Source organism: Thalassovita mangrovi (assembly GCF_009857745.1).
Taxonomy (GTDB): domain Bacteria; phylum Pseudomonadota; class Alphaproteobacteria; order Rhodobacterales; family Rhodobacteraceae; genus Thalassobius; species Thalassobius mangrovi.
In genome coordinates this window covers 175500-188795 of record NZ_WWEN01000006.1, presented here as the reverse complement: position 1 = coordinate 188795, position 13296 = coordinate 175500, and the positions used below count along the sequence as shown (strand labels likewise).

General features: G+C 64.1%; 17 protein-coding genes and 1 other RNA gene. 12 read left to right on the top strand and 6 right to left on the bottom strand.

What is annotated here, in order from left to right:
- Positions 1 to 68 precede the first annotated feature (68 nt).
- Positions 69 to 518 (top strand): nucleoside deaminase, encoded by a 450-nt coding sequence (locus tag GR167_RS14845; protein WP_160974485.1) that lies wholly within the window; start codon positions 69 to 71, stop codon positions 516 to 518.
- A 117-nt stretch (positions 519 to 635) separates the two neighbouring features.
- Here the strand turns inward: GR167_RS14845 and GR167_RS14840 are convergent, their stop codons facing one another.
- On the bottom strand, positions 636 to 1331 hold the full coding sequence (locus tag GR167_RS14840) for a metal-dependent hydrolase (protein ID WP_160974484.1): 696 nt from the start codon (positions 1329 to 1331) through the stop codon (positions 636 to 638).
- 118 nt (positions 1332 to 1449) lie between these two features.
- On the opposite strand from GR167_RS14840, the gene GR167_RS14835 reads away from it, so the two are divergent.
- The 10 genes from GR167_RS14835 (at position 1450) to GR167_RS14790 (ending at position 8715) form a co-directional block, all read left to right on the top strand.
- Positions 1450 to 2106 (top strand): ceramidase domain-containing protein, encoded by a 657-nt coding sequence (locus tag GR167_RS14835; RefSeq protein ID WP_160974483.1) that lies wholly within the window; start codon positions 1450 to 1452, stop codon positions 2104 to 2106.
- 33 nt (positions 2107 to 2139) lie between these two features.
- The gene (gene gatC, locus GR167_RS14830) at positions 2140 to 2427 is read left to right on the top strand and encodes an Asp-tRNA(Asn)/Glu-tRNA(Gln) amidotransferase subunit GatC (protein ID WP_160974482.1); all 288 of its coding nucleotides are present in this window, start codon (positions 2140 to 2142) and stop codon (positions 2425 to 2427) included.
- Positions 2427 to 3914 (top strand): Asp-tRNA(Asn)/Glu-tRNA(Gln) amidotransferase subunit GatA, encoded by a 1488-nt coding sequence (gatA, locus tag GR167_RS14825; RefSeq protein ID WP_160974481.1) that lies wholly within the window; start codon positions 2427 to 2429, stop codon positions 3912 to 3914. The genes gatC and gatA overlap by 1 nt, the downstream gene beginning before the upstream one ends.
- Before the next feature lie 34 nt (positions 3915 to 3948).
- The gene (locus GR167_RS14820) at positions 3949 to 4668 is read left to right on the top strand and encodes a hypothetical protein (RefSeq protein ID WP_160974480.1); all 720 of its coding nucleotides are present in this window, start codon (positions 3949 to 3951) and stop codon (positions 4666 to 4668) included.
- A 67-nt stretch (positions 4669 to 4735) separates the two neighbouring features.
- Positions 4736 to 5350, top strand: coding sequence for an N-acetylmuramoyl-L-alanine amidase (locus GR167_RS14815; protein ID WP_160974530.1), 615 nt, complete (start codon positions 4736 to 4738; stop codon positions 5348 to 5350).
- A gap of 11 nt (positions 5351 to 5361) precedes the next feature.
- Positions 5362 to 5763, top strand: an RNA gene (rnpB, locus tag GR167_RS14810) — RNase P RNA component class A.
- A gap of 102 nt (positions 5764 to 5865) precedes the next feature.
- Positions 5866 to 6576, top strand: coding sequence for a DUF533 domain-containing protein (locus GR167_RS14805; RefSeq protein WP_160974479.1), 711 nt, complete (start codon positions 5866 to 5868; stop codon positions 6574 to 6576).
- A gap of 169 nt (positions 6577 to 6745) precedes the next feature.
- Positions 6746 to 6913, top strand: coding sequence for a 50S ribosomal protein L33 (rpmG, locus tag GR167_RS14800; RefSeq protein ID WP_007814563.1), 168 nt, complete (start codon positions 6746 to 6748; stop codon positions 6911 to 6913).
- Between the two features lie 83 nt (positions 6914 to 6996).
- Positions 6997 to 7683 (top strand): VIT1/CCC1 transporter family protein, encoded by a 687-nt coding sequence (locus GR167_RS14795; RefSeq protein ID WP_160974478.1) that lies wholly within the window; start codon positions 6997 to 6999, stop codon positions 7681 to 7683.
- A 99-nt stretch (positions 7684 to 7782) separates the two neighbouring features.
- The gene (locus GR167_RS14790; protein WP_160974477.1) at positions 7783 to 8715 is read left to right on the top strand and encodes a carbon-nitrogen hydrolase family protein; all 933 of its coding nucleotides are present in this window, start codon (positions 7783 to 7785) and stop codon (positions 8713 to 8715) included.
- Between the two features lie 58 nt (positions 8716 to 8773).
- Here the strand turns inward: GR167_RS14790 and GR167_RS14785 are convergent, their stop codons facing one another.
- The 3 genes from GR167_RS14785 to GR167_RS14775 all read right to left on the bottom strand — a co-directional run bounded on the left by GR167_RS14785 (position 8774) and on the right by GR167_RS14775 (position 10431).
- On the bottom strand, positions 8774 to 9202 hold the full coding sequence (locus GR167_RS14785) for a hypothetical protein (RefSeq protein WP_160974476.1): 429 nt from the start codon (positions 9200 to 9202) through the stop codon (positions 8774 to 8776).
- A 153-nt stretch (positions 9203 to 9355) separates the two neighbouring features.
- On the bottom strand, positions 9356 to 10093 hold the full coding sequence (locus tag GR167_RS14780; protein WP_160974475.1) for a Bax inhibitor-1/YccA family protein: 738 nt from the start codon (positions 10091 to 10093) through the stop codon (positions 9356 to 9358).
- A 116-nt stretch (positions 10094 to 10209) separates the two neighbouring features.
- Positions 10210 to 10431, bottom strand: coding sequence for a DUF1127 domain-containing protein (locus GR167_RS14775; protein ID WP_235915979.1), 222 nt, complete (start codon positions 10429 to 10431; stop codon positions 10210 to 10212).
- A 124-nt stretch (positions 10432 to 10555) separates the two neighbouring features.
- Here GR167_RS14775 and GR167_RS14770 point away from each other — a divergent pair, with 124 nt between their 5' ends.
- The gene (locus GR167_RS14770; protein ID WP_160974474.1) at positions 10556 to 11428 is read left to right on the top strand and encodes a LysR family transcriptional regulator; all 873 of its coding nucleotides are present in this window, start codon (positions 10556 to 10558) and stop codon (positions 11426 to 11428) included.
- 34 nt (positions 11429 to 11462) lie between these two features.
- Here the strand turns inward: GR167_RS14770 and GR167_RS14765 are convergent, their stop codons facing one another.
- The gene (locus GR167_RS14765) at positions 11463 to 11975 is read right to left on the bottom strand and encodes a DUF3592 domain-containing protein (RefSeq protein WP_160974473.1); all 513 of its coding nucleotides are present in this window, start codon (positions 11973 to 11975) and stop codon (positions 11463 to 11465) included.
- Positions 11976 to 12091: 116 nt separating this feature from the next.
- Positions 12092 to 13051 (bottom strand): NADPH:quinone oxidoreductase family protein, encoded by a 960-nt coding sequence (locus tag GR167_RS14760; protein ID WP_160974472.1) that lies wholly within the window; start codon positions 13049 to 13051, stop codon positions 12092 to 12094.
- Positions 13052 to 13296: the final 245 nt, after the last annotated feature.

Genomic DNA, 13296 nt, shown 5'->3' with positions numbered 1-13296 from the left:
TTTTGAGGGCCGAGGCTTAGCGCAAATTTCGCCATTGCGAAAGCGCTGATCGCAGGGCAAGGAAGGGCATGGTTTTTCGCAGCTACATGGATATCGCGCTGGAGGAGGCGCGCGCGGCAGGCGAACGCGGCGAGGTGCCGGTGGGCGCGGTGATCGTGGCCCCCGACGGGACGGTGGCGGCGCGGGCGGGCAATCGCACGCGCGAGCTGAACGACCCCACCGCGCATGCCGAAATCCTGGCGATCCGCGCGGCCTGCGCCGCTTTGGGCAGCGAACGCCTGCCCGGGCATGACCTTTACGTGACGCTGGAACCCTGTCCGATGTGCGCCACGGCGATCTCGGCGGCGCGGATCGCGCGGCTTTACTATGGCGCGGCGGACCCGAAAAGCGGCGGCGTGGCGCATGGCGCGCGCATCTTCAGCCACAGGCAATGCCACCACGTGCCCGAGGTCTATGACCATATCGACGCCAAGCCCTCCGAGGAGCTGCTGAAGGCGTTTTTCGCCGAGCGGCGCTGATAACCCCTTCATCTTGGTTCAAATACCTCGGGGGAGTCGCCGCTTGCGGCGGCGGGGGCAGCGCCCCCATCCCCGCTTTATGTTCGCGTCAGCCCCGGTCCAGGCCGGGGCTGAGCCTTAGAAGGTGATCGCTTCCAGCACCTGCGGCTCGATCACGTCGACGCCGGGCAATGCCTCGGCCAGCGCCTCGGCCGATTGTTCCAGCAGCGGGAAGGTGCGGTAATGGCAGGGGATCACCGTCTTGAAGTCAAAGAAGGTCTTCGCCGCGTAGGCGGCGCGCTTCATGTCCATGGTGAAATGCCCGCCGGAACACAGCAGACCGATATCGGGCGCGTGCAGGTCGTTGAACACCTGCATGTCCGCCATCACGTCGGTATCGCCGGTGAAATAGATCGTGTGGCCTTCGCCCGCGATCATGTAGCCCGACTCGGTGCCGGCATAGATCGGCCCGTCCTTGCCGCCCGGGATCGACGAGGAATGCACCGCATTCACCATGGTGACGGCGACATCGCCCACGGAAACCGTGCCGCCCTTGTTGAAGCCGATCACCTTGGCGCCCTCGGTGGCTTCCCAGAAGCTCATCAGGTCGTAGATGCCGAGGATCGGAATGCCGAGCTCCTTCGAGATCGCCAGCGCGTCGGCGGAATGATCGCCGTGGCCGTGACTGACCAGGATGGCGGTTGCCCCCTGGGTCGCTGCGGCGCGGCTTTCTGCGGGGAACATCGGGTTGCCGGTCAGCCAGGGATCGACCAGCAGCACCTGATTGCCGATTTCGATGCGGAAGCCGGAATGGCCCAGCCAGATGATTTTCATGTCTTCCCTCCTATCTGTCTTTACGCGAAGCCTAGCACGAGGGCCGCGATCCGCCAGCAGCGTTTTCGTGCGCGGGGGGGCGGGATGTGAGTATTTGGGCCAAGAAGAAGGAGCGGGCATGGAGTGGGGCCGGGCGGTGGATGCCTATTGCGAACGGGGCGGGCCGGAGTATTGGGCCGAGCCGGTCAACGCTTTGACCAACCTGGCCTTCGTGATCGCGGCGGCGGTGATGTGGCCGCGGGTGCGGGGGCTGCCGCTGGGCCGGGCGCTGGTTGTCGTTCTGGCCGTGATCGGGGTGGGGTCGTGGCTGTTTCACACCCATGCGCGGGCCTGGGCCGGGGTGGCCGATACCGTGCCGATCCTGGTTTTCGTGCTGATCTATATCTATGCCGCGCATCGCGATTTCTGGCGCTTGCCGCCGGGGCGGGCCTTTGGCGCGACATTGTTGTTCTTTCCCTACGCCGCCCTGACGGTGCCGCTGTTCCGGCTGCTGCCGGGGCTGGGATCGTCGGCGGCCTATGCGCCGGTGCCGCTGCTGATCGCGATTCACGCGGTGCTGTTGCGCCGCCGCGCGCCCGCCACGGCGCGGGGGCTGGGTATCGGGGCGGCGCTGCTGGCCGTCTCGATCACCTTCCGCAGCCTTGACGAGCCGCTTTGCACGCTCTGGCCGCTGGGCACGCATTTCGTCTGGCATCTGCTCAATGCCACGATGCTGGGCTGGATGATCGAGGTCTATCGCCGTCACATGCTTGCGGATGGATCGCCACGGCGCTAAACGCTGTTGCAACTGGATAACGGAGATCTGCAGATGTCGATCGACACCAAAACCGCCGCCAAAGTGGCGAAGCTCGCCCGGATCAAGGTCGAGGACGAAGCGCTGCCGGCGCTGGCCAATGAATTCAACACCATCCTGGGCTTCATCGAGCAGCTCAACGAAGTGGATGTGGAAGGGGTGGAGCCGATGACCTCGGTCACGCCGATGCGGCTGAAGCGGCGCGAGGATATCGTGACCGACGGCAACATGCAGGACAAGATCCTCAGCAACGCGCCCGATGCGCGCGAAGGCTTTTTCGCGGTCCCGAAGGTGGTGGAATAATGACTGACCTGAACAAACTCACCCTGGCCGAGGCCCGCGACAAGCTGCGCGCCAAGGATGTCACCTCTGTCGAGCTGACCGAAGCCTGCCTTGCGGCCATCGACAAGGCCGATGCGCTGAACGCCTTCGTCCACAAGACGCCGGAGATCGCGCTGGAACAGGCCAAGGCGGCCGACGCGCGCCTGGCCGCGGGCGACGCGCCCTCGATGTGCGGTCTGCCGGTGGGGATCAAGGACCTGTTTTGCACCAAGGGCGTGCCGAGCCAGGCCGCCAGCCGCATCCTGGAAGGGTTCAAGCCGGAATACGAATCCACCGTGACCTCGAACCTGTTCGACGCGGGTTCGGTCATGCTGGGCAAGCTGAACATGGACGAATTCGCCATGGGCTCGTCCAACGAAACCTCCTGCTATGGCAACGCGGTCAACCCGTGGCGCCGCGGCAATGACGAAGCGCAGCTGACCCCGGGCGGGTCCTCGGGCGGCTCGGCTTCGGCCGTTGCGGCCGATCTGTGCCTGGCCGCGACCGGCACCGATACCGGCGGGTCGATCCGTCAACCGGCCGCCTTCACCGGCATCGTCGGTATCAAGCCGACCTACGGCCGCTGTTCGCGTTGGGGCGTGGTGGCCTTCGCCTCCTCGCTCGACCAGGCCGGTCCGATGACCAAGACGGTGCGCGATGCGGCGATCATGCTGGAAACCATGTGCGGCCACGATGCGAAGGATTCGACCTCTGCCGACATCCCGGTGCCGAATTTCGAGGCGATGCTGACCGGCGACATCAAGGGCAAGAAGATCGGTATCCCCAAGGAATACCACATGGACGGCATGCCGGCCGAGATCGATCAGCTCTGGGCCGATGGCCGCGCGATGCTGAAGGACGCCGGCGCCGAGATCGTCGATATCTCGCTGCCGCATACCAAATACGCGCTGCCCGCCTATTACGTGATCGCGCCTGCCGAGGCGTCGTCGAACCTGGCGCGCTATGACGGTGTGCGCTACGGCCACCGCGCCACGCTGGAAGCGGGCGACGGCATCACCGAGATGTATGAAAAAACCCGCGCCGAGGGCTTCGGCCACGAGGTGCAGCGCCGTGTGATGGTCGGCACCTATGTGCTATCCGCCGGGTTCTACGACGCCTATTACAACCGCGCCCGCCGGGTGCGTGCGCTGATCAAGAAGGACTTCGACGATGCCTTCGCCGCCGGGATCGACGCGATCCTGACCCCGGCGACACCGTCGGCGGCCTTCGGCCTGGGCGAGATGAACGACGAAGATCCGGTCAAGATGTACCTCAACGACGTCTTCACCGTGACGGTGAACCTGGCGGGTCTGCCGGGGATCAGCGTTCCGACCGGTGTGGATGCACAGGGCCTGCCGCTGGGGCTGCAGCTGATCGGCCGTCCCTGGGAAGAGGGCGATCTGCTGAATACCGCCTATGCGCTTGAGAAAGCGGCGGGCTTTGTGGCGAAGCCCGGCGAATGGTGGTAAGTCTGCGGTAATCAACCACGAGCAGGTGTTCGATATGCGGTACGTGATCCCATCCCTGGCCATTCTGGCGCTGGCGGCCTGCGACCCCACGGTCCCCGACAGCGCGGCGGGCGTCGGGTTCAGGAACTACGACGACTATCAGAAGGCCCAGGCCCTGCGCGACGCGCAGCTGGCCGGGCAGCCGCTGGCCGATCCGCTGGCGGTGTCGTCGGAGCAATCCACCGTTGATCAGGGGCCGCTGAGCACCGTGGCCTCCACCCTGCCGGAAACCGAAGCCGAACGTCTGGCTGCCGAAACCGCGGCGGCGCTGAATGCGGCGGGTACCGATGCCGCGGCACCGGTGCCGCAGGTGGCGCTGGCGCCCTCGGGCATTTCCAACGAAAACGATTTCGCGGACGTGTCGGCCCTGCGCTCGATCGAAAACGACGCCCAGCTGATCGAACAGAACCGGGCGCAATACGAGGTGGTGCAGCCCACCGCCTTGCCCTCGCGCACCGGCCGCGAAGGCCCCAATATCGTGAGCTATGCGCTCAACACCACGAACGTGGTGGGGCAGCATGTCTATAAGCGCCTGATCGCCAGCGAATCCCGCGAACAGCGCAATTGCGCCCGCTATGCCTCGCCCGATCAGGCACAGGCCGATTTCCTTGCCAAGGGCGGACCGGAAAAGGATCGTCTGGGCATCGACCCGGATGGCGACGGTTTCGCCTGCGCCTGGGACCCGGCGCCGTTCCGCAAGGTGAACGGTGGCTGAGGCCATCACGCCGATCCCGCATCCTACCCCGAATTTCGGGCCGCGCCGCGACGGGGCCCGGCCCGACATGATCGTGCTGCATTACACTGCGATGGTCAGCGCCGAGGCGGCGCTGGAGCGGCTGTGCGATCCGTGCACGGAGGTGTCGGCGCATTACCTGATCGGTGAGCAGGGGCAGCTTTGGCAGATGGTCGACGAAGAGATGCGCGCCTGGCATGCCGGGGCAGGGGCCTGGGGCGGCGTCAGGGATGTCAATTCGCGCTCCATCGGGATCGAGCTGTCCAATCTGGGCACCCACCCGTTTTCCGAACCGCAGATGGCGGTGCTCGAGGCCTTGCTGCCCGGGATCATGGCCCGCTGGCAAATCCCGCCCGAACGGGTCATTGCCCATTCCGACATGGCGCCCGAGCGCAAATGCGATCCCGGCCCCCGCTTCGACTGGCGGCGGCTGGCATGGCAGGGGTTGTCGGTCTGGCCCGACCCGGGCGCGCCGGGGGATTTCGCCGCCGACGCGGCGCGGTTCGGCTATGCGGTCGGCGATTTCGGCGAGGCGGCGGTGTTGAACGCCTTCCGCGACCGGTTCCGGCCGCGCGCCACCGGCGCGCTGGACGACACCGACCGGGCGCTGATGGCCGCGCTGGCGGCGCGCTTTCCCGTTGACCCGGGCGCGCCGAGTACCTAGATCAGCGGGGCGCGGAGGGCCGGATGGCCGCTTGGGCCGCAAGGCCCGGGAGGAAAGTCCGGACTCCACAAGGCAAGGGTGCCGGGTAACGCCCGGCGGGGGTAACCCCAGGGAAAGCGCCACAGAGAACAAACCGCCCCTGTCCGCAGGGGTAAGGGTGAAACGGTGGGGTAAGAGCCCACCGCGGGACTGGTAACAGGACCGGCACGGCAAGCCCCACCCGGAGCAATGCCGAATAGGGGCCTCGCGCGGGAATGATCCGGTTCGCCGGATATCACCGCAGGGTCTGCCTTGACCCAGAGGCCCGGGTTGGCAGCTATAGGCGGGCCGGTAACGGTCCGTTCAGAGGAATGGTCATCTCGGGCGGTTCACGCCGCCTATGACAGAATCCGGCTTACAGGCCCTCCGCGCATAGATTTCACCGCCACGTTCGGCCCGACCCGGGCAAATCCGTCCTTGGTGAAACGGTGATTCCCGCCCAGTATGGGGGCATTGCCAACATAGGGGATTCAGGGATGAGTTTCGTTCAAACGCTTGCCGCGCTGACCATCGGCTTCGCCGCCGCGCGCGGGGTCGACAAATATCGCAAGATGGGCGGCATGAAGGGCGTCAAGGACGCCATGCGCAAGGCCGGCGACGAAGAAGGCATCGCCGGGACGCTGGGCGACATGGCCGAAAAGATGGGCCTGCCGGGCGGCAAGAAGGCGGTCACCGACATGATGTCGAAGATGGGCAATCAGGCCGCCGACACCACCGAGGCGACCGAGGCCGGGCTGGAACACATGATCGCGATGATGACCTCGGCCGCCGCCACCGGCGCGGGCAGCATGAGCGAGCTTTACAGCCAGCTGACCGCCGGCACGCCCTTAGGCACGGTGAGCGAGGAAAACGCCCGCCTGATGATCCGCACCATGATCCAGTCGGCCAAGGCCGATGGCGAGATCGACGAGGAGGAACGCAAGGTCATCCTCGATCACCTGTCGGACGCCTCGGAGGAAGAAATCGCCTTCGTCGAGGCGGCTCTGGACGCGCCGGTCGATGTGACCGCGCTGGTGGAAGACGCCGGGCACGCCGCCAAGTCGCAGATCTACAGCGCCGCATTGATGCCGATTTCGGTCGATACCGAGGCGGAAAAGACCTATCTGCGGCAGCTGGCGACGGCGCTGCAACTGTCCGACGAAAAGGTGGCGGAAATCCACGAATCGCTGGGCAAGGCCCCGCTCTGAGCGGCGAATCCGGGGGTTGGGGGTGGGCCGCGGCCGCGAAAACAGCTCCGCCGTCACGGGATGGTCGAATTGCTGTTGACTTGGGCCGAGGAACCCTTAAAAGGCGGGCTTCAAGGATTCCACGGGACGGCCCGACTGACCCGTTTCGAACGAGACTGGAGATATAACAATGGCGAAGCCGACGACGATCAAAATCCGTCTGAACTCGACCGCTGGCACGGGCCACTTCTATGTGACCAAGAAAAATGCCCGCACCATGACCGAAAAAATGGTTGTGCGTAAGTACGACCCGGTTGTGCGCAAGCACGTCGAATACAAGGAAGGCAAGATCAAGTAAGATCTGCCGATCCGGATGATAGGAACGCCGCGCACCCCCGGGTCGCGCGGCGTTTTCTTTTCAGCGTCATAAAGAGGTGCGCCATGCCGAAAGAGGGCCATTTCATCAACCGCAGCGGATGGCTGCGGGCCGCGATTCTGGGCGCCAATGACGGTATCGTGTCCACCGCCAGCCTGCTGGTGGGGGTGCTGGCCGCCGGGATGGACCGGCCGGCCGTGTTGCTGACCGGGCTGGCGGGGCTGACTGCCGGGGCGCTGTCGATGGCGGCGGGGGAATATGTGTCGGTCTCGGCCCAGTCCGATACCGAGGCCGCCGATCTGGCGCGTGAACGCCAGGCGCTGGAAGACGATCCGGAATACGAATTGCACGAACTGGCCGAAGGGCTGCAATCGCGCGGCGTGTCGCCGGAGCTGGCGTTGCAGGTGGCCCGCGAGATGACCGAACACGACGCGCTGGACGCCCATGCGCGCGAGGAACTGGGGCTGACCGACCTGGCCAGCGCCAACCCGCTGGAAGCGGCGGGGGCCTCGGCGTTGGCGTTTTCGATTGGCGCGGTGTTGCCGCTGATCGGGGCATTGGTCGCGGTGGATGGCAATGGCGTGCCGGTCATCGCCGTGGTGACCCTGCTGGCGCTGGTGCTGCTGGGCGGTACCGGTGCGCGGCTGGGCGGCGCGCCGATGGGGCGCGGCATTGCCCGGGTGCTGTTCTGGGGCAGTCTCGCGATGACGGTGACCTATCTGGTCGGGTTCCTGTTCGACGTGGCGATCTGACGAGCTGACGGGGCGGGGCGGATCGGCCTCGGGGCGGCGATTTCGGGAAATGACCGGCCTGTGTTATCCTTGAATGGGGATGCCACGAGGAGGACCGCCATGAAGGTTTCCGTCATTCAGCAACCGCCCGTCTATCTGAACCTTGAAAAATCCCTGGAAAGGGCGGTCGACCTGATCGCGCAATCGGCCGGGGAAGGCGCGGGGCTCGTCGTCTTTCCCGAAGCCTGGCTGCCCGGCTACCCGACCTTCGTCTGGCGGCTGGCGCCGGGGGCGGGCATGGGCAAGACCGATGTGTTGTTTTCGAAATTGCAGGCGAATTCCGTCGATCTGGGCCGCGGCGGGCTGCGGCCGATCCAGGACGCCGCGCGCGATCACGGCGTCGTGGTGGTGCTGGGGTATCAGGAACTCGACGGCGTGATCAGCGGCAGCACCCTGTTCAACAGCTGCGCCGTGATCGACGCCGACGGGCGGATCGCCAACAATCACCGCAAGCTGATGCCGACCAACCCCGAACGCATGGTCTGGGGCTTCGGCGACGGGTCGGGGTTGAACGTGGTGGATACGGCTGTGGGGCGGATCGGTACGCTGATCTGCTGGGAAAGCTACATGCCGCTGGCGCGTTACGCGCTCTATGCCCAGAACCTCGACATCTACGTGGCACCGACCTGGGACAACGGCGCGACCTGGCTGGCCACGATGCAGCATATCGCGCGCGAGGGCGGCTGCTGGGTGATCGGTTGCGCCACGGCGCTGGAAGCCAAGGATATCCCGGCGGATGTGCCCAGCCGGGACGAATTGTTCCCGAACGAAGACGAATGGGTCAACCCCGGCGACGCGGTGATCTATCGCCCCTTCGGCGGGCCTGAGGCGGGACCGATGCACAAGGAAAAGGGGCTGCTGCTGCACGATATCGACGTGGCCGAGGCGCGGGCCTCGCGCCGCAAATTCGATGCCTGCGGTCACTATGCAAGGCCGGACGTCTTCACGCTGGAGGTCGACCGCAGCCCGCAAAGCCCGGTGATCTTCGAATAGGCAAAAGAAAAGGCCGGTCGCGGGACCGGCCTTTTTTTATATCCATGCGGTGGGTTGCTCAGCGCGTGACGATCTCTGCATCCTGCAGGATCACCGCCTGCCAGGTTTCCGGGTCGTCCACCCGGTTCAGCGTGCCGCGCAGGGTGATGCGTTGCGCCTCGTCCCCCATCGCGATGGGCGAGGCCAGGCTGACCTGCAGGCTGGCGCCGTGATCGGCGCTGCCGCAGAACGGGCACAGGCCCATGTCGGACACCAGGATCAGCTCGCGCACCGCCTCGCCCGGGATCATCGGCGCGGCATAGCCGGTGATTTCAAATCCCTGAACGCCGTTCTCGATCTCCGCCGGGTAGGTCTTGCGCACCTCATAGGTGGTCTCGGTGACGATTTCCTCGATCCCGATCTGGTTCAGCAGGTGCCAGGCGTCGGGTTGGGCCGTCGCGGCGGTGGCGCCGAACACGGCGGCGATGGCGAAGTGGCTGGTTTGCATCGATGATCCCCTGTTCTTTGCCGCGACTTTGCCGCAGGGGCGGGCGAAAGGGAATCCCTTTCTTCGCGCCGGGCCGCTTTCCGCCGAAAGGCTTGGCCTAAAAAGAAAAGGCCGGTCTTTCGACCGGCCTTTGTCGTGTTCCTATGGGGCCGCTTATTCGCGGTTGCCCAGCAGCTGCAGCAGCATCATGAACAGGTTGATGAAGTCCAGATACAGGTTCAGCGCGCCCATGATCGCCGCCTTGCCCAGCCATTCGCTGTCGCCGTGATGGGCGTGGGCCAGGTAGGTGGTCTTGATGTTCTGGGTGTCATAGGCGGTCAGACCGGCAAAGATCAGCACGCCGATGATCGAGATCGCGAACATGATCGCGGGCGAACCCAGGAAGATGTTGATGATCGACGCCACGATGATGCCGATCAGGCCCATGATCAGGAACGACCCCCAGCCGGAAATGTCCTTCTTGGTGGTGTAGCCCCACAGCGACAGGCCGGCGAAGGAAATCGAGGTGACCAGGAAGACCTGGGCGATCGAGAAGCCGGTGAAGGCCACGAAGATCCAGCTCAGCGACAGGCCCATGACCGCCGCGAAGACGTAGAAGAAGGTCTGGGCGCCCGCCGCCGACAGGCGGTTGATCGCCGCGCCGAAGGCAAACACCATGATCAGCGGGGCGAACATGACGATGTAACCCAGGATATTGGGCTTCAGCGTCATCGGGTCGCGCAGGATGCTCAGCAGGTCGGGCGAGGTGCCGACCGCCCATGCCACTGCAAAGGTCAGCAGCAGGCCGATCGACATCGTGCCATACACCTTGTTCATATGGGTGCGCAGACCCTCATCAATCTGGGTCGCGCGGGCACCCGCTGCGGTCCGGATCGTGTTGAAATCAGCCATCAAAGCCTCCGATTGGTAAAACGTTTTGCCCCATTTCAAGGGGCTTGCGGCAAATATCGGTACGACGGACGGCTTTTTCAAGATTTTACGGACACGCTTTTCACGCTTTTTCGCGCTTATTTGAGCCAGTTCGCCGGCGCGTCCCAGACCGGGCGGCGCGCTTCGGCTTCGGCCTGGCTGCGGGTCAGTCCCAGATCGTCCAGCGCCCGGTCATCGAGGGCACGCAGGGCGGCGCGCTGACGCGACAGGTCCCGGGCCTTGATCAGGCGGGCGAAAAGCGACGGTTTGGCGGGCCGGGCGGCGGGGCAGGCGGCCGAGGAATTGATCATCGTGGACATGTGCTACCCTTTCTCAATCGTGATTCATTCTCTTCGTTTCATCATTTCTGTTGATGTATATGGGGAAATGTGTTTCATTTTGAAAACGAATGTTTGTTGGTCGATGTATCAAGGAAATTGATGGATGCGGAATCTGGACGTCACCACGCTGAGATCCTTCGTCGCCGTTGCCGAACTGGGCGGGGTGACCCGCGCCGCCGGGTTCCTGAACCTGACCCAATCGGCGGTATCGATGCAGCTCAAGCGGCTCGAGGAATTGCTGGGCTTGTCGCTGCTCGACCGCTCGGGGCGCAGCGTCCGGCTGACCGCGTCGGGGGAACAGCTGCTGTCCTATGCCCGCAAGATGGTCGAGCTGAACGACGAGGCCTTCGCGCGGCTGACCCACAAGGAATATGCCGGCGAAATCCATCTCGGCGTGCCGCATGACATCGTCTATCCGGTGATCCCGCGGGTGCTGCAGCGTTTTGCCGCCGAAATGCCGCGGATGCAGGTGCAGCTGAGCGCCAGCCATACCAACAAGCTGAAGGAACAATTCGCCAGGGGCGAACTGGACGTGATCCTGACCACCGAGGGCAAGCTGGAAGAGGGCGGCGAGACGCTGAACGAAATCCCGCTTCGCTGGGTCGGGGCGCCCGGCGCGCAAGTTTGGAAGCAGCGGCCGCTGCGCATCGCGCAGGGGCGCATGTGCGCTTTCCGCGCCGACCTGATTTCGACGCTGGACAAGGCGGGCGTGCCCTGGACCTCGGTGGTGGATACCGCCAGCGACCGCACCATCGAAGCGACGGTCAGCGCCGACCTGGCGGTCTGTACCATGCTGGAAGGCACCGCGCCGCCGCAGCTGGCCGAAATCGACGGCACCGACCTGCCCGATCTCGGCATGTACTTGGTCAACATGTACACCGCCGGGCGGCGGCTCAGCGAACCGGTGCAGCGGCTCGCCGACATGATCCGGGCCGGCTATCAGCCGCTGCGCCAGGTCGAAGCGATCAGGGCGTGACTGGGTTTGTGTCGGCGTAGAACAGCACAATCCATTAGGATTGTGGGCGCCCTCTCATGGCCCACCCCATGAGAAAGGTCATGAAGCTTCCAAGCAATGTCAGGCGCGGAAGATACCAAGGCCCTTCTTGTGTTTCGACGCGCACATCCGTTGGGTCGTTTGGATCGTATTTGATGTCCAGCTCAGTCCCAACGGGAACGTTATAGTAGCTCGCCTTCACTCTTGGTACAGTTTCATGGACCTGCTCATTCTGATCGATCCATCTAAGCGTCAGTTCGTAAACTGTTTTCCTGTTCCTAGTTAAGTGGCGGCTTACCTTTAAGACTTCGGAGGTCGTTGCGATTGCGTTGAGCTCAAAATGTGTTCTTTGCGCAAACCAGAAAAACGCGATCAAGGAGCCTGTGATCCCTGCAAACATCAGGTTCGAGCCCCAGGCGCGCTTAGAGAAAACACCGAGTCTCTCTCCATTTTCGGTTCTGCGCAGCATTCCTTCTAGGAAAAGTATGTATACACAGCGCCAGAAGCTCTTCAGATGAGCCAAAGCCATTCACCTCTCTTTGCGATCTAAAGCAGCCCTTCGCTGCGAATGGAAAAACAAGTCAATAAGGGCTCATTGCCGCGCTTCGGTGGTTCCGAGGAAATCCCGCCTTCCCGGACCCCGACCTATGGCGTGATCACCACCTTGCCGGTGGATTTGCGCGAGCGCAGCAGGTCCAGCCCCTCTGCCGCCTGTTCGAGCGGCAGCGCATGGCTGACATGGGGTTTCAGCTTGCCCTCAGCGTACCAGTGCAGCAGCGTCTTCATGCTGCTGGTCAGCACGTCGGGGCGGAATTTCAGGTAGCCGCCCCAATAGAGCCCCAGCACGGTGAGGTTCTTGACCAGCAGGTGGTTGGCCGGGATTTGCGGCACCTCGCCGCTGGCGAATCCGATCGGGATCAGTCGGGCCTCGGGCTTGCAGGCGCGGAAGGCCGCCTGCCATTGTTCGCCGCCCACCGGGTCATAGACCACGTCGGCGCCGCCAAGCGCCTTGACCTCTTGGCGGATGTCCTGGGTTGTCGCGTCGATCAGGTGATCGGCCCCGGCGGCTTTCGCGGCTTCCAGCTTGTTGGCGCCGCGGGCGCAGGCGATCACCTTCGCGCCCATCAGCTTGCCGATTTCCACCGCCGTCAGCCCGACACCGCCCGCCGCGCCCAGCACCAGAAGCGTTTCGCCCGGTTTCATCCGCGCCCGGTGTTCCAGCGCGACGTGGCTGGTGCCATAGGCGATCTGGAAGGCGGCGGCGTCTTCGAAGCTCATGCTGTCGGGGATTTCCACCATCCGTTCGACCGGGAAGGCGCCCCGCTCCGCCAGCCCGCCCTGGCCGCTATAGATCGCCACCCGGGTCCCCGGCGCGGGGCCGTCGGTGTCCGGTCCCAGGGCTTCGACCACCCCGGCCATTTCCAACCCCAGCGTGAAGGGAGCTTGCGGCGTGTCCTGGTATTTTCCTTTGATCATAAGAAGGTCGGCAAAGTTCAGCCCACAGGCCATGATTCGCACCAGCGCTTCGCCTTTTACGGGTATCGGGTCCGCCAAACTGCACAGGCGCGGCTCTGCGCCGGGCTCCGGGATGTGGTAGGCTTTCATCGGTCTCCTCCGTTTGCGGACCTTGTGGGGAAGGGCGAAACACCAAGTCAAATAAGCTTTTCTGCATTTGTGGGGACTTGGAAAATGTGTCGCTAAGATTGTGTTTTCAGGTGAAAACTTCCCCCTTTGAGTGTGTTTTTCCTTGATCGAAAGGCAAATTTCGCTACAGTCGTAGTTAATTATAAGCCCAACAATCCTTTGGGAAGCGTCTGTGTTCGGCACGGGGCGGAAAAAGTTTGGTGATC

Bases quoted from the DNA above. Each gene is read 5' to 3' on its own strand.
- GR167_RS14820 (WP_160974480.1), top strand. From the start codon at position 3,949: ATGCGGTACGTGATCCCATCCCTGGCCATTCTGGCGCTGGCGGCCTGC.
- GR167_RS14845 (WP_160974485.1), top strand. From the start codon at position 69: ATGGTTTTTCGCAGCTACATGGATATCGCGCTGGAGGAGGCGCGCGCG.
- gatA (WP_160974481.1), top strand. From the start codon at position 2,427: ATGACTGACCTGAACAAACTCACCCTGGCCGAGGCCCGCGACAAGCTG.
- GR167_RS14780 (WP_160974475.1), bottom strand. From the start codon at position 10,093: ATGGCTGATTTCAACACGATCCGGACCGCAGCGGGTGCCCGCGCGACC.
- GR167_RS14840 (WP_160974484.1), bottom strand. From the start codon at position 1,331: ATGAAAATCATCTGGCTGGGCCATTCCGGCTTCCGCATCGAAATCGGC.
- GR167_RS14775 (WP_235915979.1), bottom strand. From the start codon at position 10,431: ATGTCCACGATGATCAATTCCTCGGCCGCCTGCCCCGCCGCCCGGCCC.
- GR167_RS14765 (WP_160974473.1), bottom strand. From the start codon at position 11,975: ATGGCTTTGGCTCATCTGAAGAGCTTCTGGCGCTGTGTATACATACTT.
- GR167_RS14760 (WP_160974472.1), bottom strand. From the start codon at position 13,051: ATGAAAGCCTACCACATCCCGGAGCCCGGCGCAGAGCCGCGCCTGTGC.
- GR167_RS14815 (WP_160974530.1), top strand. From the start codon at position 4,736: ATGATCGTGCTGCATTACACTGCGATGGTCAGCGCCGAGGCGGCGCTG.
- GR167_RS14790 (WP_160974477.1), top strand. From the start codon at position 7,783: ATGAAGGTTTCCGTCATTCAGCAACCGCCCGTCTATCTGAACCTTGAA.
- GR167_RS14795 (WP_160974478.1), top strand. From the start codon at position 6,997: ATGCCGAAAGAGGGCCATTTCATCAACCGCAGCGGATGGCTGCGGGCC.
- GR167_RS14805 (WP_160974479.1), top strand. From the start codon at position 5,866: ATGAGTTTCGTTCAAACGCTTGCCGCGCTGACCATCGGCTTCGCCGCC.
- GR167_RS14785 (WP_160974476.1), bottom strand. From the start codon at position 9,202: ATGCAAACCAGCCACTTCGCCATCGCCGCCGTGTTCGGCGCCACCGCC.
- gatC (WP_160974482.1), top strand. From the start codon at position 2,140: ATGTCGATCGACACCAAAACCGCCGCCAAAGTGGCGAAGCTCGCCCGG.
- rpmG (WP_007814563.1), top strand. From the start codon at position 6,746: ATGGCGAAGCCGACGACGATCAAAATCCGTCTGAACTCGACCGCTGGC.
- GR167_RS14835 (WP_160974483.1), top strand. From the start codon at position 1,450: ATGGAGTGGGGCCGGGCGGTGGATGCCTATTGCGAACGGGGCGGGCCG.
- GR167_RS14770 (WP_160974474.1), top strand. From the start codon at position 10,556: ATGCGGAATCTGGACGTCACCACGCTGAGATCCTTCGTCGCCGTTGCC.